General features: G+C 39.3%; 18 protein-coding genes. 2 read left to right on the top strand and 16 right to left on the bottom strand.

Features of this window, described 5'->3' with window-relative positions:
* The first annotated feature begins 212 nt into the window (after positions 1-212).
* Both HY063_11105 and HY063_11100 read left to right on the top strand, forming a co-directional pair.
* Positions 213-1,085, top strand: coding sequence for an NAD kinase (locus HY063_11105; protein MBI3502331.1), 873 nt, complete (start codon positions 213-215; stop codon positions 1,083-1,085).
* Positions 1,086-1,239: 154 nt separating this feature from the next.
* Positions 1,240-2,127 carry a hypothetical protein gene (locus HY063_11100; protein ID MBI3502330.1) on the top strand — a complete coding sequence of 296 codons (888 nt, stop codon included), beginning with the start codon at positions 1,240-1,242 and terminating at the stop codon, positions 2,125-2,127.
* A 438-nt stretch (positions 2,128-2,565) separates the two neighbouring features.
* Here the strand turns inward: HY063_11100 and HY063_11095 are convergent, their stop codons facing one another.
* The 16 genes from HY063_11095 to HY063_11020 form a co-directional block, all read right to left on the bottom strand.
* Positions 2,566-3,531, bottom strand: a complete 966-nt coding sequence (locus tag HY063_11095) for a hypothetical protein (protein MBI3502329.1) — start codon at positions 3,529-3,531, stop codon at positions 2,566-2,568.
* Complete coding sequence (locus HY063_11090) at positions 3,528-5,006, bottom strand: T9SS type A sorting domain-containing protein (protein ID MBI3502328.1); 1,479 nt, start codon at positions 5,004-5,006, stop codon at positions 3,528-3,530. The genes HY063_11095 and HY063_11090 overlap by 4 nt, the downstream gene beginning before the upstream one ends.
* 55 nt (positions 5,007-5,061) lie before the next feature.
* Complete coding sequence (locus HY063_11085; protein ID MBI3502327.1) at positions 5,062-5,439, bottom strand: hypothetical protein; 378 nt, start codon at positions 5,437-5,439, stop codon at positions 5,062-5,064.
* Positions 5,440-5,461: 22 nt separating this feature from the next.
* Entirely contained in the window at positions 5,462-6,154 is a 693-nt protein-coding gene (locus HY063_11080; GenBank protein MBI3502326.1) for a T9SS type A sorting domain-containing protein, read from the bottom strand.
* A gap of 28 nt (positions 6,155-6,182) precedes the next feature.
* Complete coding sequence (locus tag HY063_11075) at positions 6,183-6,404, bottom strand: hypothetical protein (GenBank protein MBI3502325.1); 222 nt, start codon at positions 6,402-6,404, stop codon at positions 6,183-6,185.
* A 3-nt stretch (positions 6,405-6,407) separates the two neighbouring features.
* On the bottom strand, positions 6,408-7,130 hold the full coding sequence (locus HY063_11070) for a hypothetical protein (GenBank protein MBI3502324.1): 723 nt from the start codon (positions 7,128-7,130) through the stop codon (positions 6,408-6,410).
* Positions 7,131-7,149: 19 nt separating this feature from the next.
* Positions 7,150-7,359 carry a hypothetical protein gene (locus tag HY063_11065; protein ID MBI3502323.1) on the bottom strand — a complete coding sequence of 70 codons (210 nt, stop codon included), beginning with the start codon at positions 7,357-7,359 and terminating at the stop codon, positions 7,150-7,152.
* Positions 7,360-7,366: 7 nt separating this feature from the next.
* A complete protein-coding gene (gene merTP / locus HY063_11060) occupies positions 7,367-7,999 on the bottom strand; it encodes a mercuric transport protein MerTP (protein MBI3502322.1) in 633 nt (210 codons plus the stop codon).
* A complete protein-coding gene (locus tag HY063_11055; protein MBI3502321.1) occupies positions 7,996-8,370 on the bottom strand; it encodes a winged helix-turn-helix transcriptional regulator in 375 nt (124 codons plus the stop codon). Before HY063_11055 ends, merTP begins: the two co-directional genes overlap by 4 nt.
* 629 nt (positions 8,371-8,999) lie before the next feature.
* Positions 9,000-9,491 (bottom strand): hypothetical protein, encoded by a 492-nt coding sequence (locus HY063_11050; GenBank protein MBI3502320.1) that lies wholly within the window; start codon positions 9,489-9,491, stop codon positions 9,000-9,002.
* 99 nt (positions 9,492-9,590) lie between these two features.
* Positions 9,591-11,000 carry a PorT family protein gene (locus HY063_11045; protein MBI3502319.1) on the bottom strand — a complete coding sequence of 470 codons (1,410 nt, stop codon included), beginning with the start codon at positions 10,998-11,000 and terminating at the stop codon, positions 9,591-9,593.
* Complete coding sequence (locus HY063_11040) at positions 10,997-11,578, bottom strand: sigma-70 family RNA polymerase sigma factor (GenBank protein ID MBI3502318.1); 582 nt, start codon at positions 11,576-11,578, stop codon at positions 10,997-10,999. The genes HY063_11045 and HY063_11040 overlap by 4 nt, the downstream gene beginning before the upstream one ends.
* Before the next feature lie 757 nt (positions 11,579-12,335).
* Positions 12,336-13,148, bottom strand: coding sequence for a hypothetical protein (locus HY063_11035; GenBank protein MBI3502317.1), 813 nt, complete (start codon positions 13,146-13,148; stop codon positions 12,336-12,338).
* A gap of 243 nt (positions 13,149-13,391) precedes the next feature.
* The gene (locus HY063_11030) at positions 13,392-13,670 is read right to left on the bottom strand and encodes a hypothetical protein (protein ID MBI3502316.1); all 279 of its coding nucleotides are present in this window, start codon (positions 13,668-13,670) and stop codon (positions 13,392-13,394) included.
* Between the two features lie 179 nt (positions 13,671-13,849).
* Positions 13,850-15,064 carry a hypothetical protein gene (locus HY063_11025; protein ID MBI3502315.1) on the bottom strand — a complete coding sequence of 405 codons (1,215 nt, stop codon included), beginning with the start codon at positions 15,062-15,064 and terminating at the stop codon, positions 13,850-13,852.
* Between the two features lie 13 nt (positions 15,065-15,077).
* Positions 15,078-16,211: a hypothetical protein gene (locus HY063_11020; GenBank protein ID MBI3502314.1), complete on the bottom strand. Its 1,134-nt coding sequence runs from the start codon at positions 16,209-16,211 to the stop codon at positions 15,078-15,080.
* Between the last annotated feature and the right edge of the window lie 296 nt (positions 16,212-16,507).

Here is a 16,507-nt window from a genome sequence, read left to right as displayed (position 1 = left end):
ATGCGAAAAATGCGAATGTATGCGAACACTGCGAACAAAATGCAAAGAAAAATTCGCGGTGTTCGCATTTGTTCGCGGCATTTGCATTATTTTATCAATTCCTATCATTCAATAGGTGGCAACTTACATTAATAACAACTTGAATTTTTGTATTTCATTAGTACATTGGTAGCCCTTAGTAAATTAGTAGATTAAACTTTTATCTTTGAGCCATGACCATTGCCATTTACGGGCGCGCTGTTTCTTCCGCTGCTTCTGCCGAAGCGCTGCTGCGCGTTGTGCGCAAACTTGAAAAATCGGGAGCCGATGTTTTACTCTACGAGCCGTTTCTGAAAAGTGCGGGAAAAAAAATCAAGGCGAAAAAAGTTTTCACCAGGCACAGCGAACTGAGGGGAAAAGCAAAATTTCTTTTTAGCATTGGCGGTGACGGAACTTTGCTTGAAACATTAACGCTCGTGCGCGATTCCCAGATTCCCGTGATGGGAATAAATACCGGGCGGCTGGGTTTTCTTTCCAGCATTTCTTCCGAAGAAATTGAACCCGCAGTTGATTCGGTGCTCGGAGGAAACTATTCGCTCGACAAGCGCATGTTATTGCAACTTGATGTGAAAGGAAAATTATTTGGCGATTGCAAATTTGCGCTCAATGAAATTGCCGTGCAGAAAACAGAATCCTCCGCCATGATTACCATTCATGCTTCGCTGAACGGAAAATTTCTTAACTCCTACTGGGCGGATGGATTGATTGTGGCAACGCCCACCGGCTCCACCGCTTATTCGCTCAGTTGCGGTGGTCCCATTGTAATGCCCGATTCAGATAATTTAAGTATCACGCCCATTGCTCCGCATAATTTAAATGTGCGCCCCGTTATTATTTCTTCGGGCGATGTGATTACGCTGGAAGTGGAAGGGCGCAACCCGAATTTTTTGCTCTCGCTCGATTCGCGCGCGGAAAATATTCAATCGGCAGGAAAACTTACCATCCGCAAGGCAAAATTTCTTCTCTCGCTTGTTAAATTAGAGAACCACGATTTTCTTTCCACGCTCCGCAACAAATTAATGTGGGGTGCGGATAAGAGAAATTGAACCGGATTGAATTGTTAGCAATCCACAATATTTTTTCCCTACCTTCGTTGTCAAATTTCCGTCCGCGATAAATCGGGATTCAGAGCAAAAAAACGAAATAGTACGTCCCGAATAAAAAATCGGGATTCAGAGCAAAAAAATACGAAATAAGAAAATGAAAGATATCCGATTAGTTTTAGTATTTCTTGTGGCTTGGAACTTGGGACTTGGGGCTTGGAATTTTTTATCTGCTCAGGACAACAGCATGTACGTTCCGCATCCCATTAAAACTTCTCCCTCAAGCGCGGAGTTGGGAATTTTTCTTGGCGGCAGTTATTACTTAGGCGATTTGAACCCGGGCGGGCATTTCAACCGCTTCACGCGCCCTGCTGCGGGCGGATTGTTCCGCTATAACTTCAACACGCGCTTTTCGGCAAAGGGAATTGTTTCGCTGGGTAACATTGAAGCCGATGATGCGTATTCGAAAAATGAACAGCACCGCAACCGCAATCTTTCTTTCCGTTCACGCATTCTTGAATTTGCCGTGGAAGGAGAATTTAATTTTCTTCCCTACACCACCGGAAAAAAATCTTCGGTTACTTCTCCCTATGTGTTTGCCGGCATTGCCGTTTTTCATTTCGACCCGCAGGGATATTACCAGGGCAAATGGTACAATCTTCAGCCGCTGGGAACCGAAGGGCAGGGCACCACGTTTTCAGATGCCAAGCCGTATTCGCTCACGCAGTTTGCCATTCCCTTTGGCGTGGGCATGAAAATAAATACCGCCAAGCGCATCGGCATTAATTTCGAATGGGGCTTGCGAAAAACATTTACCGATTATTTAGATGATGTGAGCGGAACGTATCCCGACCCTGTGCTTCTCGAAGAAGAAAAAGGACCGGTGGCGGCTGCGCTTTCCGACAAGAGTTTGAAAAAAGAAGCCGGCAGGGATACGGGAAGGCAGCGCGGAGATTCTTTTACGAAGGACTGGTATTCCTTCGCGGGCATCATTCTCACCTTCAAACTGCGCGGTGACGAAGGGCATTGCGACATGCCGCATTAAAAGAACAGGGGATAGAGTATTCAATTTATCCTTTTATACCGAAACAACCCGGATTTCCGAAAAACTCCTACTAATAATGTAAGTTGCCACCTATTGAATGATAGGAATTGATAAAATAATGCAAATGCCGCGAACAAATGCGAACACCGCGAATTTTTTCTTTGCATTTTGTTCGCAGTGTTCGCATACATTCGCATTTTTCGCATGATGTTATCCATATAAAATGACCATTATTGAAGGTAGTAACTTGCGTTAATAACGAATTCTCGAATTACGAATAATAGGATGGATTTGTTTTTTCATTCGTAAATTCGTTTTTGATTCGTATTCGTTGATGAATACCAGAAGTTCGAAAACCTGACTACTTTCGGTATAAATGCAAAAAGGTTTCTCCGAAGTAAGGTAGGGAGAAACCTTTTATAAGTTGTCTGTTTGCTGTCAGTCAGGTAATTTTTCTTCTTCTTTCACTTCACACTTCCCGCCAAAGTCCCTTGACAAATAAACAGCGACAGAAAATTTATTTCCTAATTGTGTGCCGTTTAGATAATGATAAACAGGAAAATCGGCAAGGAGAGAAAGATTCCATTTTTGTGCAACAGTGTAATTGATTTGCGGAGAAATGAAAATTAAATTTCCACCTGAAGAATTGATTTTGGAATTTTGGTCTGAAGCGTCTTTATAATCATAATCGCGCCACTCATGACGGGTTTGCAATATCGCTGTCCAGTTTGATGTGCCTAATTTTTTTGCAATGAAGAATGAAGAGAACAGAACATTTCCGTACATATAATTTTTGGTGTCGGTAAAATTATATTCATAGCGGCTGATGAAAAATAATCGTAACCTTTTTTCAGGAAATCCCCTGTAAAGAAAAGATTGTGCTACGATTCCAAAAGCGTGTGTTGAGGGTTGAACATCTCGCGGAAGTTCGGAATTGTCAACGATTTGGAATTCTTTTGAAAAGGGAATTTTTGCTCCTGCTCCGACTGTCCATTCAAAAGGTTTTTCTGTTTTGGAAATCAAATTATATTTCAGAGAGAGCACTGTGTTATTAAATCCAAATCCTGTGTTTGTGTAAGCAGGTTCTATATTATAGGTTTGGGTTTTGTTAATGAAATAACCTAATTCGGTTTCAAGAGTTAATTTTTTCAGCAGACCATAGCCGAGCACAAGCCCCGCATAATTGAAAGAAGCATTTTTCACAAAAGAGAAATCGGATTTGGAATCACCAGAATAATAGGTATCGGAATAACTGTGACGATAGAAAGTAATAACACGCAGGGTTTTTTTATCCAGAACGCCAATATTGGTTGTTCCCCCAACGGGGTTGCCCGGGGAGCAGCACTGTGAAAATGCCGCTCCTGACAACAAGTTAACCAATACTACTATGAAAAAGTGTTTCATTGCATTATCATTTTATTTGTGGAAACCAAAACATTATTTTGATATAAAGCAATGAAATATATTCCTGAAGAAGTTTTTTTATTCATCCTGATTTCACCCATAGAGGTATTCAAAATAAATTCCTCAATTTCTTTTCCCATAACATCGCGAATAACAATTTTACCATCTGAACTGTTGAGATGGTATTTTATTGTTGTGAAATCAGAAGATGGATTTGGATAATTGTAAACAAAATTATTTTCAGATGGATTTTGATAATCAGAAATAGAAGTAAGCACAGCAGGGCAGGTGAAAACATTTTTGTCAATTAAAGTTCCATCACCGAGTTGCCCGTATTGATTTTCTCCAACGGTGCAGACAGAGCCATCGCTCTTGCGAATCAAACTATGTTCCCATCCGCAATCAATCTGAACAACAGTGCCTGTTATGCTGGTGGATTGAACGGGAACAAGTTGGTTGGCGTTATTGCCGTTTCCCACTTCGCCCGAAGCATTGTAACCCCACGACCAAATCTGTCCGTTTGAAAGCAAAGCCATTCCGTGAGGTGAAAGCGGGTCACCGCCTGCTGCCACCTGAACAACATTCGTCAGGTTTATCTGCACCGGAGAAGATTGATTGCCGGAGTTGACTCCATTGCCTAATGCTCCGGTTGCTTCAAGCCCCCAGCCAAAAAGTTGTCCGCTGTTATTGATTGCAAAAATATGATAACTGCCACCACCGATTGCTATAATATTGTTAAGTGTTCCAACATTTCCGACACCATGCACCATATCGGGTGTTTGCGCAGGAGTGCTGCTTACTACTCCTCTTCCGAGTTGTCCGTATTGACTTTCGCCCCACATCCAAACTGTTCCGTCACTTTTAAGCGCAGTGCCCGAACAACAATTTCCGCGTATCGCAATTATTCCTGTCAGGTAGCCAACAAAGTTATATCCTTTCACTCTGTCGGGATAATTTCTTGCTGTGGTTCCTCCATCCCCAAGCTGCCCGGCATAATCAACTCCCCATGCAGCAACGGTGCTGTCAGATAAAAGCGCATACGAAACTCTTTTTGATGTACTGATTTTTGTAACATTCATAAGAAAGCCAACATTACCCAATCCTTTCACTTGGACAGGAGTTAAACGTGCAGTGTTGGTTCCATCTCCAATCTGACCATCGGCATTGTCGCCCCAGGTCCACACAGTTCCATCATTGCGCAATGCCATGCTGTGTCTTAAGCCGGCACCGATGTCAATGATTCCTGTAAGAAATCCCACATTTCCAGTCCCGTGAACTTGAATGGGAGTTGAAGAGTTTATTGTTGTGTTATCGCCAAGCTGACCATTCGTGTTTCTGCCAAAAGACCAAACTGTGCCATCGGATTTTAAAATCACAGTGTGGTCGGCTCCTCCTTCCACTTTAATAATTGGTTGAGCGAATGCAGGCGAAAGCATCGTTGCACCTGCAAATAAAAATGTGTAAATTTTTTTCATGGTAATTGGTTTTAGGGGTTTATGTTTATTGATAAAAAATATTATTGAGAAATTATTATGGTTCTTTCACCACGATGGTTACGCTTTTTGATTGTGAACTAGCCCCATCTGAAACTTTGCAGGTAATAGTATTCCACCCGGAACAGCATGGAGATGTGCCATAGGTAATGGTTGCGCCTCCTCCGATAATATCACCCATACTGCTTCCCCCTTGAGGATTAGTAGTTAACGCCCATGAATAGGTGATGTTGTCACCAGTTGCAGTTGCGGTTATTTGAATTGAGTTGCCCACAAATATGGTATCCTTTTGTGCCTTTAAACTTGTGTAGGACAAGGGAACCGTTGGCGCTTCCTGCTTTTTCTTCTTGCAGGAGATTACCATTGTGAACGCTGCTGCAAGCAGAATGAGCGGAATAAAAAGTTTTGTTTTCATTGTGTTGAGTTTTTAGTTTGAGTTATTGAACGAGCATTTTATTTTTTGAAATCATTTTATCGTTGCTGTAAAGTGAATAAAAATAAATTCCCGACTTCATTTCATTAACAATGACTTCTCCTGATACATTGTTTAATTTGTATTCATGAATCCTTCTTCCGAAAACATCTGTTATAATAAGTTTTCCATCCGGCTGTGCGAGATCGTATTTAATCGTTGTGCTTTCTGAAAAAGGATTAGGAAAATTCTGAGAGAGGGTTAAATTTGAATTATCAAAAGATGCAACGCCTGTTGAACTTCCATTCACACCCGTGAGTGTAAATGAAATTCCATCGCTGGTATTGGCGGCATTTTCAAATCTTCCCTGAGCAGTTCCTGTACCTAAATTTGTATTGGTATGAATCTGATACGTTGCTGTTTCGAAAGAATTGGCTGCGACCGTAAATGTATTTGAGGTAACGGAAGAAGGAAAACAGCCGTTGACATTGCACATGGTCGTGTACCAGCCCGAAGGGCAATTTGTTGATTGAATAATTTGAGTAACACTAATCGTATTGCTCGTGTTGTTTGTAACGCTGCACATATAATACAGCGTGCAACTTCCACTGCAAGTATCAAATGTCTGTGAGCAGGAAAAAGTAAAACTTGTCTGAGCATTCATAAAAGATGCGCTAAGCACAAGTGCTGTAAGAAGAGTAAAGATTTTTGTTTTCATTTTGTTTGTTTTTATTGTTAAAATATTTTCAGCAACAATGTTTTTTTCCTCCGCTTTCCTGAATGGGCGGACAGGGAAGTGAACCATAGGAACAGAATACGCAACAGTCGCCTTCTTTTGGTTTTAAAAGTGTTTTGCAATTTTCACACTGATAAAAAAACTGGCAGGCATCCGTTGGCATTGTTTCTTCTTTCTTGTGTCCGCAATTCGGACAGGTGATTACAGATTGTAATATGATTGTTTTGTTCATGGTTTATTTCTTTTTACAGCAAGCGTCTTTTTCAGTTTTCTTATCGCAGCAGGATTTCTTTTCTTTCTTTTCAAAAGATTTTTTCTGCATATAGAGTTCTGTTATTTTGTCGGCTCTTTCCTTTCCGATTGTTTTGGCGATAATGCCTGACAAATCATTTTTGAATTTTTTCGTTCCTTCATTGCCATAGAGTTCGTCAACGGTTCTGACTTTTACCAATTCTGTTTTTAAATAATTTTCCATTTCAACTCTAATGGTGCTTGCTTCCTGTTCGTTGAGCAATTTATCTTTTAACGCAAATGTTACTGCGTCTTTTGCGATTACTCCTGCTTCCTCAATACTTAATTTATCCACATCCGCACCGCGATACCATTTTCCAGTTGAACGAAATGCCGGAGATAATTTCTCTGCTTCTTTATTATTGAGTTTTTTGAAATCAACTTTATATTTTTCAAAAATCGGTTTTGCAGTTTCATCAGTTTTATCTGCGTTAGCCCACACGATCGCATAAACAGTTCCCGCACGATTGAGCCACGCTTCTTTGATGGAAGGATTTTTTTCCATTTCAAGCAAGACAGGTTTTGCACGGCTTCCGCAGCCGATTTCGGGAGCCGCACCACAAACCAGCGGGACATCATAAAATGTAATTGTTTCGGATTTTGCTTTTTTACAGCAAGCGCATCCGCATAAAAAAACCGTGAGGAATGCAAGAATTATTTTTTTCATTTTCATTTAGTTTTTGATTCTATTTTTTTGACCATTTAATAATCATTTTTTCTTTTGGATTAAAAAATTCTTTTATGATGTCCTCGCCTTCGCTTATTGGCTTGCCAGCGAGTTTATTAATTAGTTTCTGAGGCAAGTTTTCTATAATAAAACCTGAAATGTCAACACAGCACCCCATTTTTTGGGGATTGAATATTTTTTCTTCATCATTTATATCCTGAACAGGCATTGTTATTTTATTTTGTTATTTCTGATTTTGTAACTGTATATCCTGTTGAGTTTATTGCTTTCTCAATTTCAGATACATTTGTTTTTGAATTATCAAATTGAATTTGTGCATTTCCATTTTTATAGGATACATCGGCTTTTACAATTCCATTGAGTTGATTGACTTCGTGCTTTACTTCTTCTTCACATCCTTCACAATTCATTCCGCTGATTGTAAATTCTGCTGTTTGAATATTAGATTTGTCAATGATGATTATTTGTTTTTCATTGTTGGGGAAAAATAGTTGCGAGTAATACGGAAAGGCAATCATCAGTGCTGCAAAAATTGTTACGATAGATAAAAATGTTTTTGACTGAATGAATTTTGGTTTTTCATCTTCCCCGCCTGCCGGACGGGCAGGTTCGCAACCACATTCATCTGTTGGCTTTGGTTTTAATTTCTGATACCAAGCGAAGCCAATTACTAAAATAGTTATACCTATTAAATAAGGTCTTGCGGGTTCAAGCCAAGAAAAAGTTGAAGCAAGCCCGCTGCTGCCTGCGATTAATGCAAGCACGGGAGTTATACAGCATAAAGACGCTGCGATGGCGGTAAGAATACCAGCACCGATAAGTCCTTTTGATGTTTTTTCTCCGCTCATACTACTTCTTCCTTAATAGATTGTGTAATGTGTTTGAAAAATGGTTTTAGGATTTTCAGATTTTCTTCCCTGAGCGAATAATAAATAGTTTGCCCTGTTCTTTGCGATTCAATAATATTCCCGTCTTTCATTTTTCTTAAGTGCTGTGATATTGCGGGAACTGTCATTCCGAGAATGTCTGCAATATCGCAGGGGCAGAGTTTATCTTCTTCTTCCAGCATAAATAAAATTTTCAGGCGAACATCGCTCCCTGCTAATGCAAGAATATTTGAAAGTTGAGAAAATGTTTTTTCATTTTGTGCGACTTTTTTTCTGCATTCCCTGATTTGCACAGGGTCGGCATACACTCGGATACATGTTTCTTTTGTCATTGTTTTTATTGTTTTGAATTATTGTTACATCACTATTACGCCACAAAGATAGTATAATATTTCTTATTTAAGCAAATGTTTAAAAATATTTTTTTGTGGGTGGGTTTCTTTTGTCCCTACTGTCAAGTTACTGCGGGGCTGTCCCCGAAGCGAAAGGGTTGCACCTAACGTTCCGCGGGCTTGCGAAGTGCGGGGTTTCGGAGCACTTCGCTGTCCGCTGGAACAAAGATAATTAAATGCGGGAACTTTATTTTACCGATGTTGCCCGCATTGCGCAAGCCCGCTGTTAACCACATCCGCACCCGTCATGTTTCTTGTCTGTCTGCGGAATTGTCTGCTGAGAAAAATGTTAATTGTTGAGATGGTTTTAAATTTACGGAGTGAAAAGTTGTCGGTTTGCCGAAAAGCACAGCAAGGGCAAACTCTTTACGCAAACAATAAAATGAATTTACCTTGAAGTAGTTTGCGGAATGGGTTTGACCTTGCGGGTTTGGAAGATGGTGTATCGTCACACGCTGTCCATTGACCACTTTGTCTACGCAAGAAATACAAATAAGCCACAGATTCACTTGTCAAAAAAGAAAAAATCTGTGAATCTGTGGCAAAAATAAACTTCTGTGTAAGTCCTATTAAAGATTAAATTTTGTCTTTACTTCTTCGTAACTCTTCCAATTAAGTGTTGGATTTGCTTTAACTTTTGCCGTAGGAATTGTAACCACCCTGAAAGTCATAGCACCCGGATTAGGAACCATTGAAGCAGCCTTTGCGTCAGCAGCAACTACCTCTATGATTTTTGTAGAAGGGTCATAACTAAAAGAAAATGCCACTCCGTAATCAACATGAGGCAGTGCAGACCAATTGCTGCCATCCTGAGCATAACATAAAACAGCTCCGCTGACATTTGCAGCAGAAGGCAATGTATAATCTGAACTCCATTCTTGGTCAACAGTATCTGCCGCCCATGAAGCACTTGTAACGCTGAAAGTGTAGGTCTGCACATTTGCATTACCTGCTGCTCCAGCTGTACCTGTAGCGCCAGCAGGTCCAGTGTCACCTTTTTTGCACGAAAAAATAAACATCAGCGCAATCGCTGAAATCGAAAGAAAGATTTTTGTTTTCATTTTGAAATTGTTTGGTTAATGATAAATTATGAGTTACATATAGATAGATACAATAAAATGTGAAATGGTTGGGAAGATGTAAAAAAAATTATTTGCTCCTTAAAAATGATAACCTATGCCCAGCGATAACCCGAATGAATAAGGATAGGAATTCGCATAAATCCTTTTGGTGATTGAAGTAACCGACCTTCTGTATGCAGGTTCAAGATATAAATTAAATTTTCTTATGTTATACTGAACGCCTGCGCCCAATATCGCGCTTGCATTTGATTTATTCAAGCCATTTGTGCCGTTCTGAATCGTTTCATGTTTTTGTTCCAGTTGCATATTTACTTTATCTGCAATCAACAAATTGAAAGTTGCTCCTGAAAATAAATAGTAATTTAATTTTCCCGATTGTATCTTATACTTCAGCAATAAAGGAATGCTAATAAAATGAAAAGTTTGTTTGCATGAATAGCTGTCTGTTGTGTCCCCTTCTTTCGGTATCGAAGAAGAATTAGGCACTTCAATAGTTCCATACGATGTTGGCATCATATAATGTGGTGAACCGTCAGAGCCGTTCTTTGCAAAAAGTGTTGTTGGTTTTATATTCTGCGATAAAGAAGAAAAAAATGCTCCCGATTGCAGTGTCCAATACTTATTCAAATCGCATCCTAATTTTATTCCAGCAGTATAAGAAAAATCAGGGTTTTCATTTTTATTGAAATCATTTTTATAATTGCTGTTGCTCAAGTAATGTTGTACATATTCAGGTGAGAAAAAGGCAGAAATTGAGATATGAGATAAGAAATTTTGATTTGTTTTTGAACCTTCAGTTGTATTATTTGCAGATGAATCATTTTGTGAAACAGTTTCTTGTTTCAATTCCGATTTCTCTGATGAATCTTTGTTTGCTTTGCCTAAATTTATTTTCACCGAATCATTTTTCACTATAATATTTTCTTGTGCAGTTTGATTTTGTTTTGCAATCTCATTTGCATCATTGTTCTTAATGTTTTTTTCATTAGATAAATTGCTTTCCAGATTATTTTCTTTTTTGACTTCTGAATTTTCTGAAACCAAATTTCTTTTTATCGTTTCATCATAAAAAGATTTTTTTGACTTTGTTTTTTCAAACACTTCTTTAGAATGAATAATCTCCGCATTTGTCTTTTTTCCCTTTACAGTAATATTATTTTCTGATAAATTATTACTCTGTGAATTATCCTCATTCGTTGCAACTAAAGTATTTATTACATTCTTCTTCGCTGATATTTCATTTATTTCATTGCTTTTAGCAGAAACATTTTTTGAAGCATTAAAATACTCATATGACAGTATGAATATCAACGCTACAGCAAGAATAGCCGAGAGTGTTTGAAAATAAAATACCCTTCTTTTATAAACCGCTGTCTTCTTTTTTTCTAAAGATGCTTCCAGTGAACTCCAAATTTTTTCAGGAGGTTTTATTCTCAACGGCTCAACATTATCTCTGAACAAATCGTCTATGTTGTTTTCGTCCATCATGCGTTAGCTGTCATCTGAATAGTTTCTGTTTTAGCAATTTCCTGTTTTAAAATTTCTCTCGCGTCAAATAAATTTGATTTGGATGTTCCAATCGTTATACCCAGCAACTCAGCAATTTCGCTGTGCTTCATTCCTTCAAATACATATAAGTTAAAAACCATTTTGCATTTTTCAGGCAATTCCTGAATAAGTTTAAGCAGCTCTTTCGAATTAATTTCGCTCAATGTATTTTCCTCATAATAAGTATCGCAATTTATCGCATCAATATTAATTACAGTAAATAAATTCGATTTGTCTTTATATTTTCGTATCGCTACATTAATTATAATTCTTCGCATCCATCCTTCAAATGATCCCTGATGCCTGAAACTTTTTATGTTATTAAACACTCTCATAAATCCCTCCTGCAAAGTATCTTCAGCATCTTCTCTGTTTCTTGAATATCGAATACATACTGTAAACATTTTAGGCGCAAATAATTTATATATTTTATTTTGAGATGCCGTGTCTTGCTCAATGCATCCATTGATAAGTTGTTCTTCGCTATTAAGTGACAAAGTATTCCTCCTTTTAAACATAGATACTAAAATAAGAAAAATGGTTGGGTTAATTGTTATTTATTTTTGTTGCTAATATTTTTTTCTTCGTGTGATTGAGCAAGTGCAAATGTGCCCAGATTCTTCATCGGGGCTCTTTTGCATTTGCGGAGTTATTTCATGCTTGTAAAATTGTCCTGCGGAGAAATTGTAATGCTGTCTGTGCTTGTGCAATGACTAATTGAGAAAGTAACTGTCCCGCTACCTTATTATATGTTGTTTTGAAATGCTGTCCGCTACCTGCGTACCTGTCCACGAAGCGAGAAATGGTCGCTGTATTTGTCCTTTGTTTTGGTCAGAAAGTTCAACCGTCAACCGCTAAATTGTCTACGGAGAAATGTCTTTAGTGCGGTTGTGGTTAACACTGAATATCTGTAACAACCTGCGCGACTCATGCATCAATCGCTGCTACTCATGTATCAATCTGCGCGACTCCTTTAACAACCTGTGCTGTTGCTGTAACAATCTGCGCGACTCTTATAATAGTATGCGCGACTATTATAACAACCTATGCTTCTCTTCTAACAACCTTCACTGCTCTTAGAATAATCTTCGCTTCTCTTATAACAACCTGCGCGACTCTTATAATAGTATGCGCGACTATTATAACAACCTATGCTTCTCTTATAACAACCTGCGCGACTATTACATGAGTGGCCAACATTGCCACATGAGGAACTCGCCCTCTTCCCCCTCTCTTGCTAAAAGAGAGGGGTGTCCGCAGGACGGGGAGAGTTTCTTACTGAATTACCACATAAATAAAGTCAGTCCAATTATAAGGGTCGGGGTTCGTGTGGCTGAAGAGCGGGTGTTTCGCCTTGCTCAATGGAGTTGCGGTTGCCGTTTTGCTGGTTTTTGCGCTGGTTTTTTTGGTATGACTCACGGGCAGCACGCTGGTATGCTGTATGCCAATAACGGTATTGCTCGGAAGGTCGTGTAATATAACATCGGTTTCAAGAGTAAAGTGAGTGATGAGCCCCGGCTGCGGAGGCGGAGTTCCTTTTGCAGTGGTGATGCCATATCTCCACATGTGCCCTTCGTTTCCTTTCTTTGCTTTTTTTGAGTGCAACTGCACAAAGTTGGGTCCGGAGGCAATCACTCCGAAGTCGGGTTTTTTGCCGCCTGTTCTCTTTTTCAGCGTAAAGCCAATGCGTATGACCACCGCTTCGCCTGCCGTAACATCGCCTGCCGCCACCGCCACATCTCTTGCCACCCCCTGCAGGTAGTCGGCATCTTTATCCAATTGCAGAATGAGGTCGTTGCGCTTTCTCTTGATTTGCTTTTCCAATGCCGGGTCTTTTGTTTTGAGCCAGGTGCCGTAATCGGTGAGCAGGGAAGTTGCTTTGGCTTGCAGCGTGCCGTCAGATACGGGCGGAGCGGTGGCATCGGGGTCGCCAGTAAAATGAACGGTGTCATGTGCGAATGCGCCCAGGTCAGGAGTGTTCAGTTTTTTGTAGGTGCGTGAAATCACAATTTTCGGAAGATTGCTCGAAGTTGCGAGCAGGATAATGAGCCGTGATAACTCTTGGGCAGTGATGATTACTTTTTTCATTTGATTTTGTTTTAATTGGTTGTTTAGGGATATGATGTATGGAAACAGATGATTCCATAAACAAACCAGAAATATTTTTCAGGAAGGAGTTTTTACAGTATGGCTGCCCGCAAATCTTTAAAGTTGATTCTTGGGGAAATAAAAAAACCGCCTCAAAAGGTGTTTTAACATTCAGTTCTTTTTTCAAACTTCCGTGCCTTCTGTAAAGAAGATAAAAGACAAGGAATTTCATCAGGTCTGTTTTCATTGCTTCTTTGCAGGCATACCGCTCTCTGAGAATGGTATTTGACTTGATGATGCCATTGGCTTGTTCCACCATGCCGTTTGTTTTCGGAGTGCTTGGTTGAGTAAGACGATGGTCGATATTGCTTTACACACCTCTTCCATTTTATCGTTCACCAGCGCATAAAAGCCGTGCGAAATAAATTTCATTTCCGAGCCGATTAAGAAATATGCTTTCAGCACTTCTATTTTTCCGCGCACCGCAAGCACCATTTTCGCTTTGTTGCTTCCATGCCGCATGCAAAAGGAAAAGTTCAGGACAAGGGAAAACACAAAGGCATTCACAAGGGCGTGAAAACGAAAACTGCAAAAATGCAGAAGCCGAAGAGCGAAGTGAAGTAAGGTTGTTTTAAAAAATTGTTTTCAATTCCGTCTGGCACAAACACCGAACGGAATTTTTTTTGTGTAGCGTTCATGTGTCAGAACTTTACCCAAAATAAAATTTCATATCCTTTTCGTTCGCCATATTCATTGGTTCTATCCATCATCAATGCCACGCTCGTAATTTTTGATTCAAGCCGGAAGGTCGCCTTATTAAAATACCAATCCTGGTTCACACGCAAAGCGCTTGCATCTTCAACGCGAATTGTATCATGAACAACGGTAGCATTCCCATCCATGATTGCTTCTATATTTTTTACACAGCATTGTTTAATCTGTTCGACAGAAAGTTTTTTTGTAAAATCCGGTGCGCCATCTTTGTCAGCATACACTTGCAGCGCCCCGATGTATGCCGCTTTAAAAATCCAGAAAGATAATTTCTCTCCCTCGGGAATGAACATTGTTTTTAGTAACATGGTTTGTCCTTCATACGAGCGGTTGCAATACCAATCTCCCTGAACACACTCTGCTAAATTTGCCGGAGCCAATTTCATTCCGGTCAGTTCCTCATTGTGTTCTTTAAAAAAATCTTTATCGTTAATCATCAGCGATTGTGATATTCTGCCTGCCCATACTATGTCCTGAGAAAATACTTTATGATTCGGATTTGTAAAAATGGCTCGCTCCACAAATTTAAAATAGCACATCGCTTTTAAAGCGCGTAACTCTCCTATATCATCCAACTTCCAATGCAATGGCGCAGCATCCGTAATGATTACTTCAAGTTTATTTGTTTTAGCATTCCAGTACCACTCCTGGTTAACTTTAAGCGCCTTGAACATTTTCATAGGAAGCGTGTCCGCTTTAAGCATCATTTCTCCTTCACCTGTTTGGGGATTAATTTGAAAAACACTATCTCGGTGTATTCCGTACTCCTTTATTTCTTTCAAAGGAATTTTTTTAGAAGAGGGACCATCATTATCCATATCGTAATCATAAACCGGGACCGTTCCCTTCTTTGCCGTATTTACAAGAACAAAAATCAGAGATGAAAGAGAACCGCGCGTTGAATGCCCTTCGGCAGCGACACAGTGAGATGAATCGCGGTTGTAAGTGCGCGGAGATGTTGGGTCAGTGTTATAATACCGGTCAAAAAAATCTATAGCGGAAAACGGGTCCTGAAAATAAATGCTCGAAGCCGACCAGATACTATTCTGATTATCCGAACTGCCTGTTGCTGTTTTTTGCGCTTCCGCTTTTTGTGAAAACACCAGCAAGCCGATGGTTCCTGTTAGGATGGTTATTTTTTTCATGTGATACAAAAAATTAATAGTATGTAATTATTCTTTCCATTCTGCATTGCGGGTGCGGAGCAACTTCCGGGAAATCACTGAAGACAGTGGTTCGGTTTACCCAGTTTCCTTTCGTGTCGTATTCATACTCAAATTTATATTCCGTAGGTTTTTTATCCATACCCGAACGATAATCGGTTATTGTAATGACATTCCCATTATTGTCATACTTAAAATATTTTACAAACTCCTTTGCGGAGGATTCACCGCTGCTGCCACAGCACCATATCCTTTCTTCCGTTTTATTTCCTTTGTCATCATACTTGTGTGTCCATTTCCTGTAAATGCTTCCATCCTTGTTGTGCTCAATGGATTCGAGCATATTTCCTTTTTTGTCATACTGATAAGTAACATTTGATGTCATTTTATTTTTGTAATAACTACAATCTTCAATTTTATTTCCATTGTCATCGTATTTTATTTTCTTATTCAAACTGTCTTTCGGCTCATAAAAATTTTCTTCAGTGAGAATCCCCTTTTCGTTATGCGTGTATATGTTTTTAGAAGTTACCATTCCTTTTGCATTGCTATTGTCTTTTTCAATCATCTTACCCTTATCATCATACTTGCAGATTATTTTGCCTGACGGTTTTTCCTTGTCATCAAATTCGTTTTCCTCAATTGTATTTCCCTTGGTGTCGTATTTGTAAATTATCTTTTTCCGTAATTTGTTTTCGTTATAAGAAGATGATTCCGTTATTTTCCCGTTGCCATCATATTTGTATGTTATCTTACCGGTTATGGTGTCGTGCCTGTAATCTATGGTTTCGATTTTGTTTCCGCTAACATCGTACTTTGTGATTGTTTTGTATTCTTTATTGTCTTCGTAATAATGCTTCTTCTCGGTAGTTCGTCCTTTGTTATCAAATGACAAAAACTCATTCATGTCAGCAGATAAATCATATATGCAAGGATATGCTTTGTGCAACATTGTCCATTTCGCGGGCTTATCGCTCCATGCTGTATTCTCGTAGGCAGTCAGATGAATACTCTTCACTTTTCCGGTTAAGTTGATGCGCTGCAAATCGGTTGTTTCTTTGCCCTGCGCATAACAGTTCAAAACACAAACCGACAGGATGATTAGAATCAGTATGGTTTTTTGAATCATAAAACAGTTGAAATAAAATTTGTTAAAGTCAAAGTTCCAAAAAATATTTGCTCAGCGAAAATTATTACAAGGAAAGTATTAACAATGAAAAAAAATTTACTGCTTAAACTGCGGATTAGCACTTGAACCCGAGCCCCCGTAAGGATTCGGAGACATGAATCGCAAAGAAATTTCGAGTCCCCCGTACGCGCTAAGCTGTTTTGTATAGTTGAGTACCCGCGAAGTTGCACTTCGTGGGTGAGTAGTTCGTAAGCTCGGCTTACAAAAACACTCATCGCAAATAATAATGTTGTTCT

This window comes from Bacteroidota bacterium (assembly GCA_016195025.1).
Lineage (GTDB): Bacteria > Bacteroidota > Bacteroidia > Palsa-948 > Palsa-948 > Palsa-948.
Note: the sequence above shows the minus strand (reverse complement) of the source record. Positions and strands in the feature narration are given on the sequence as shown.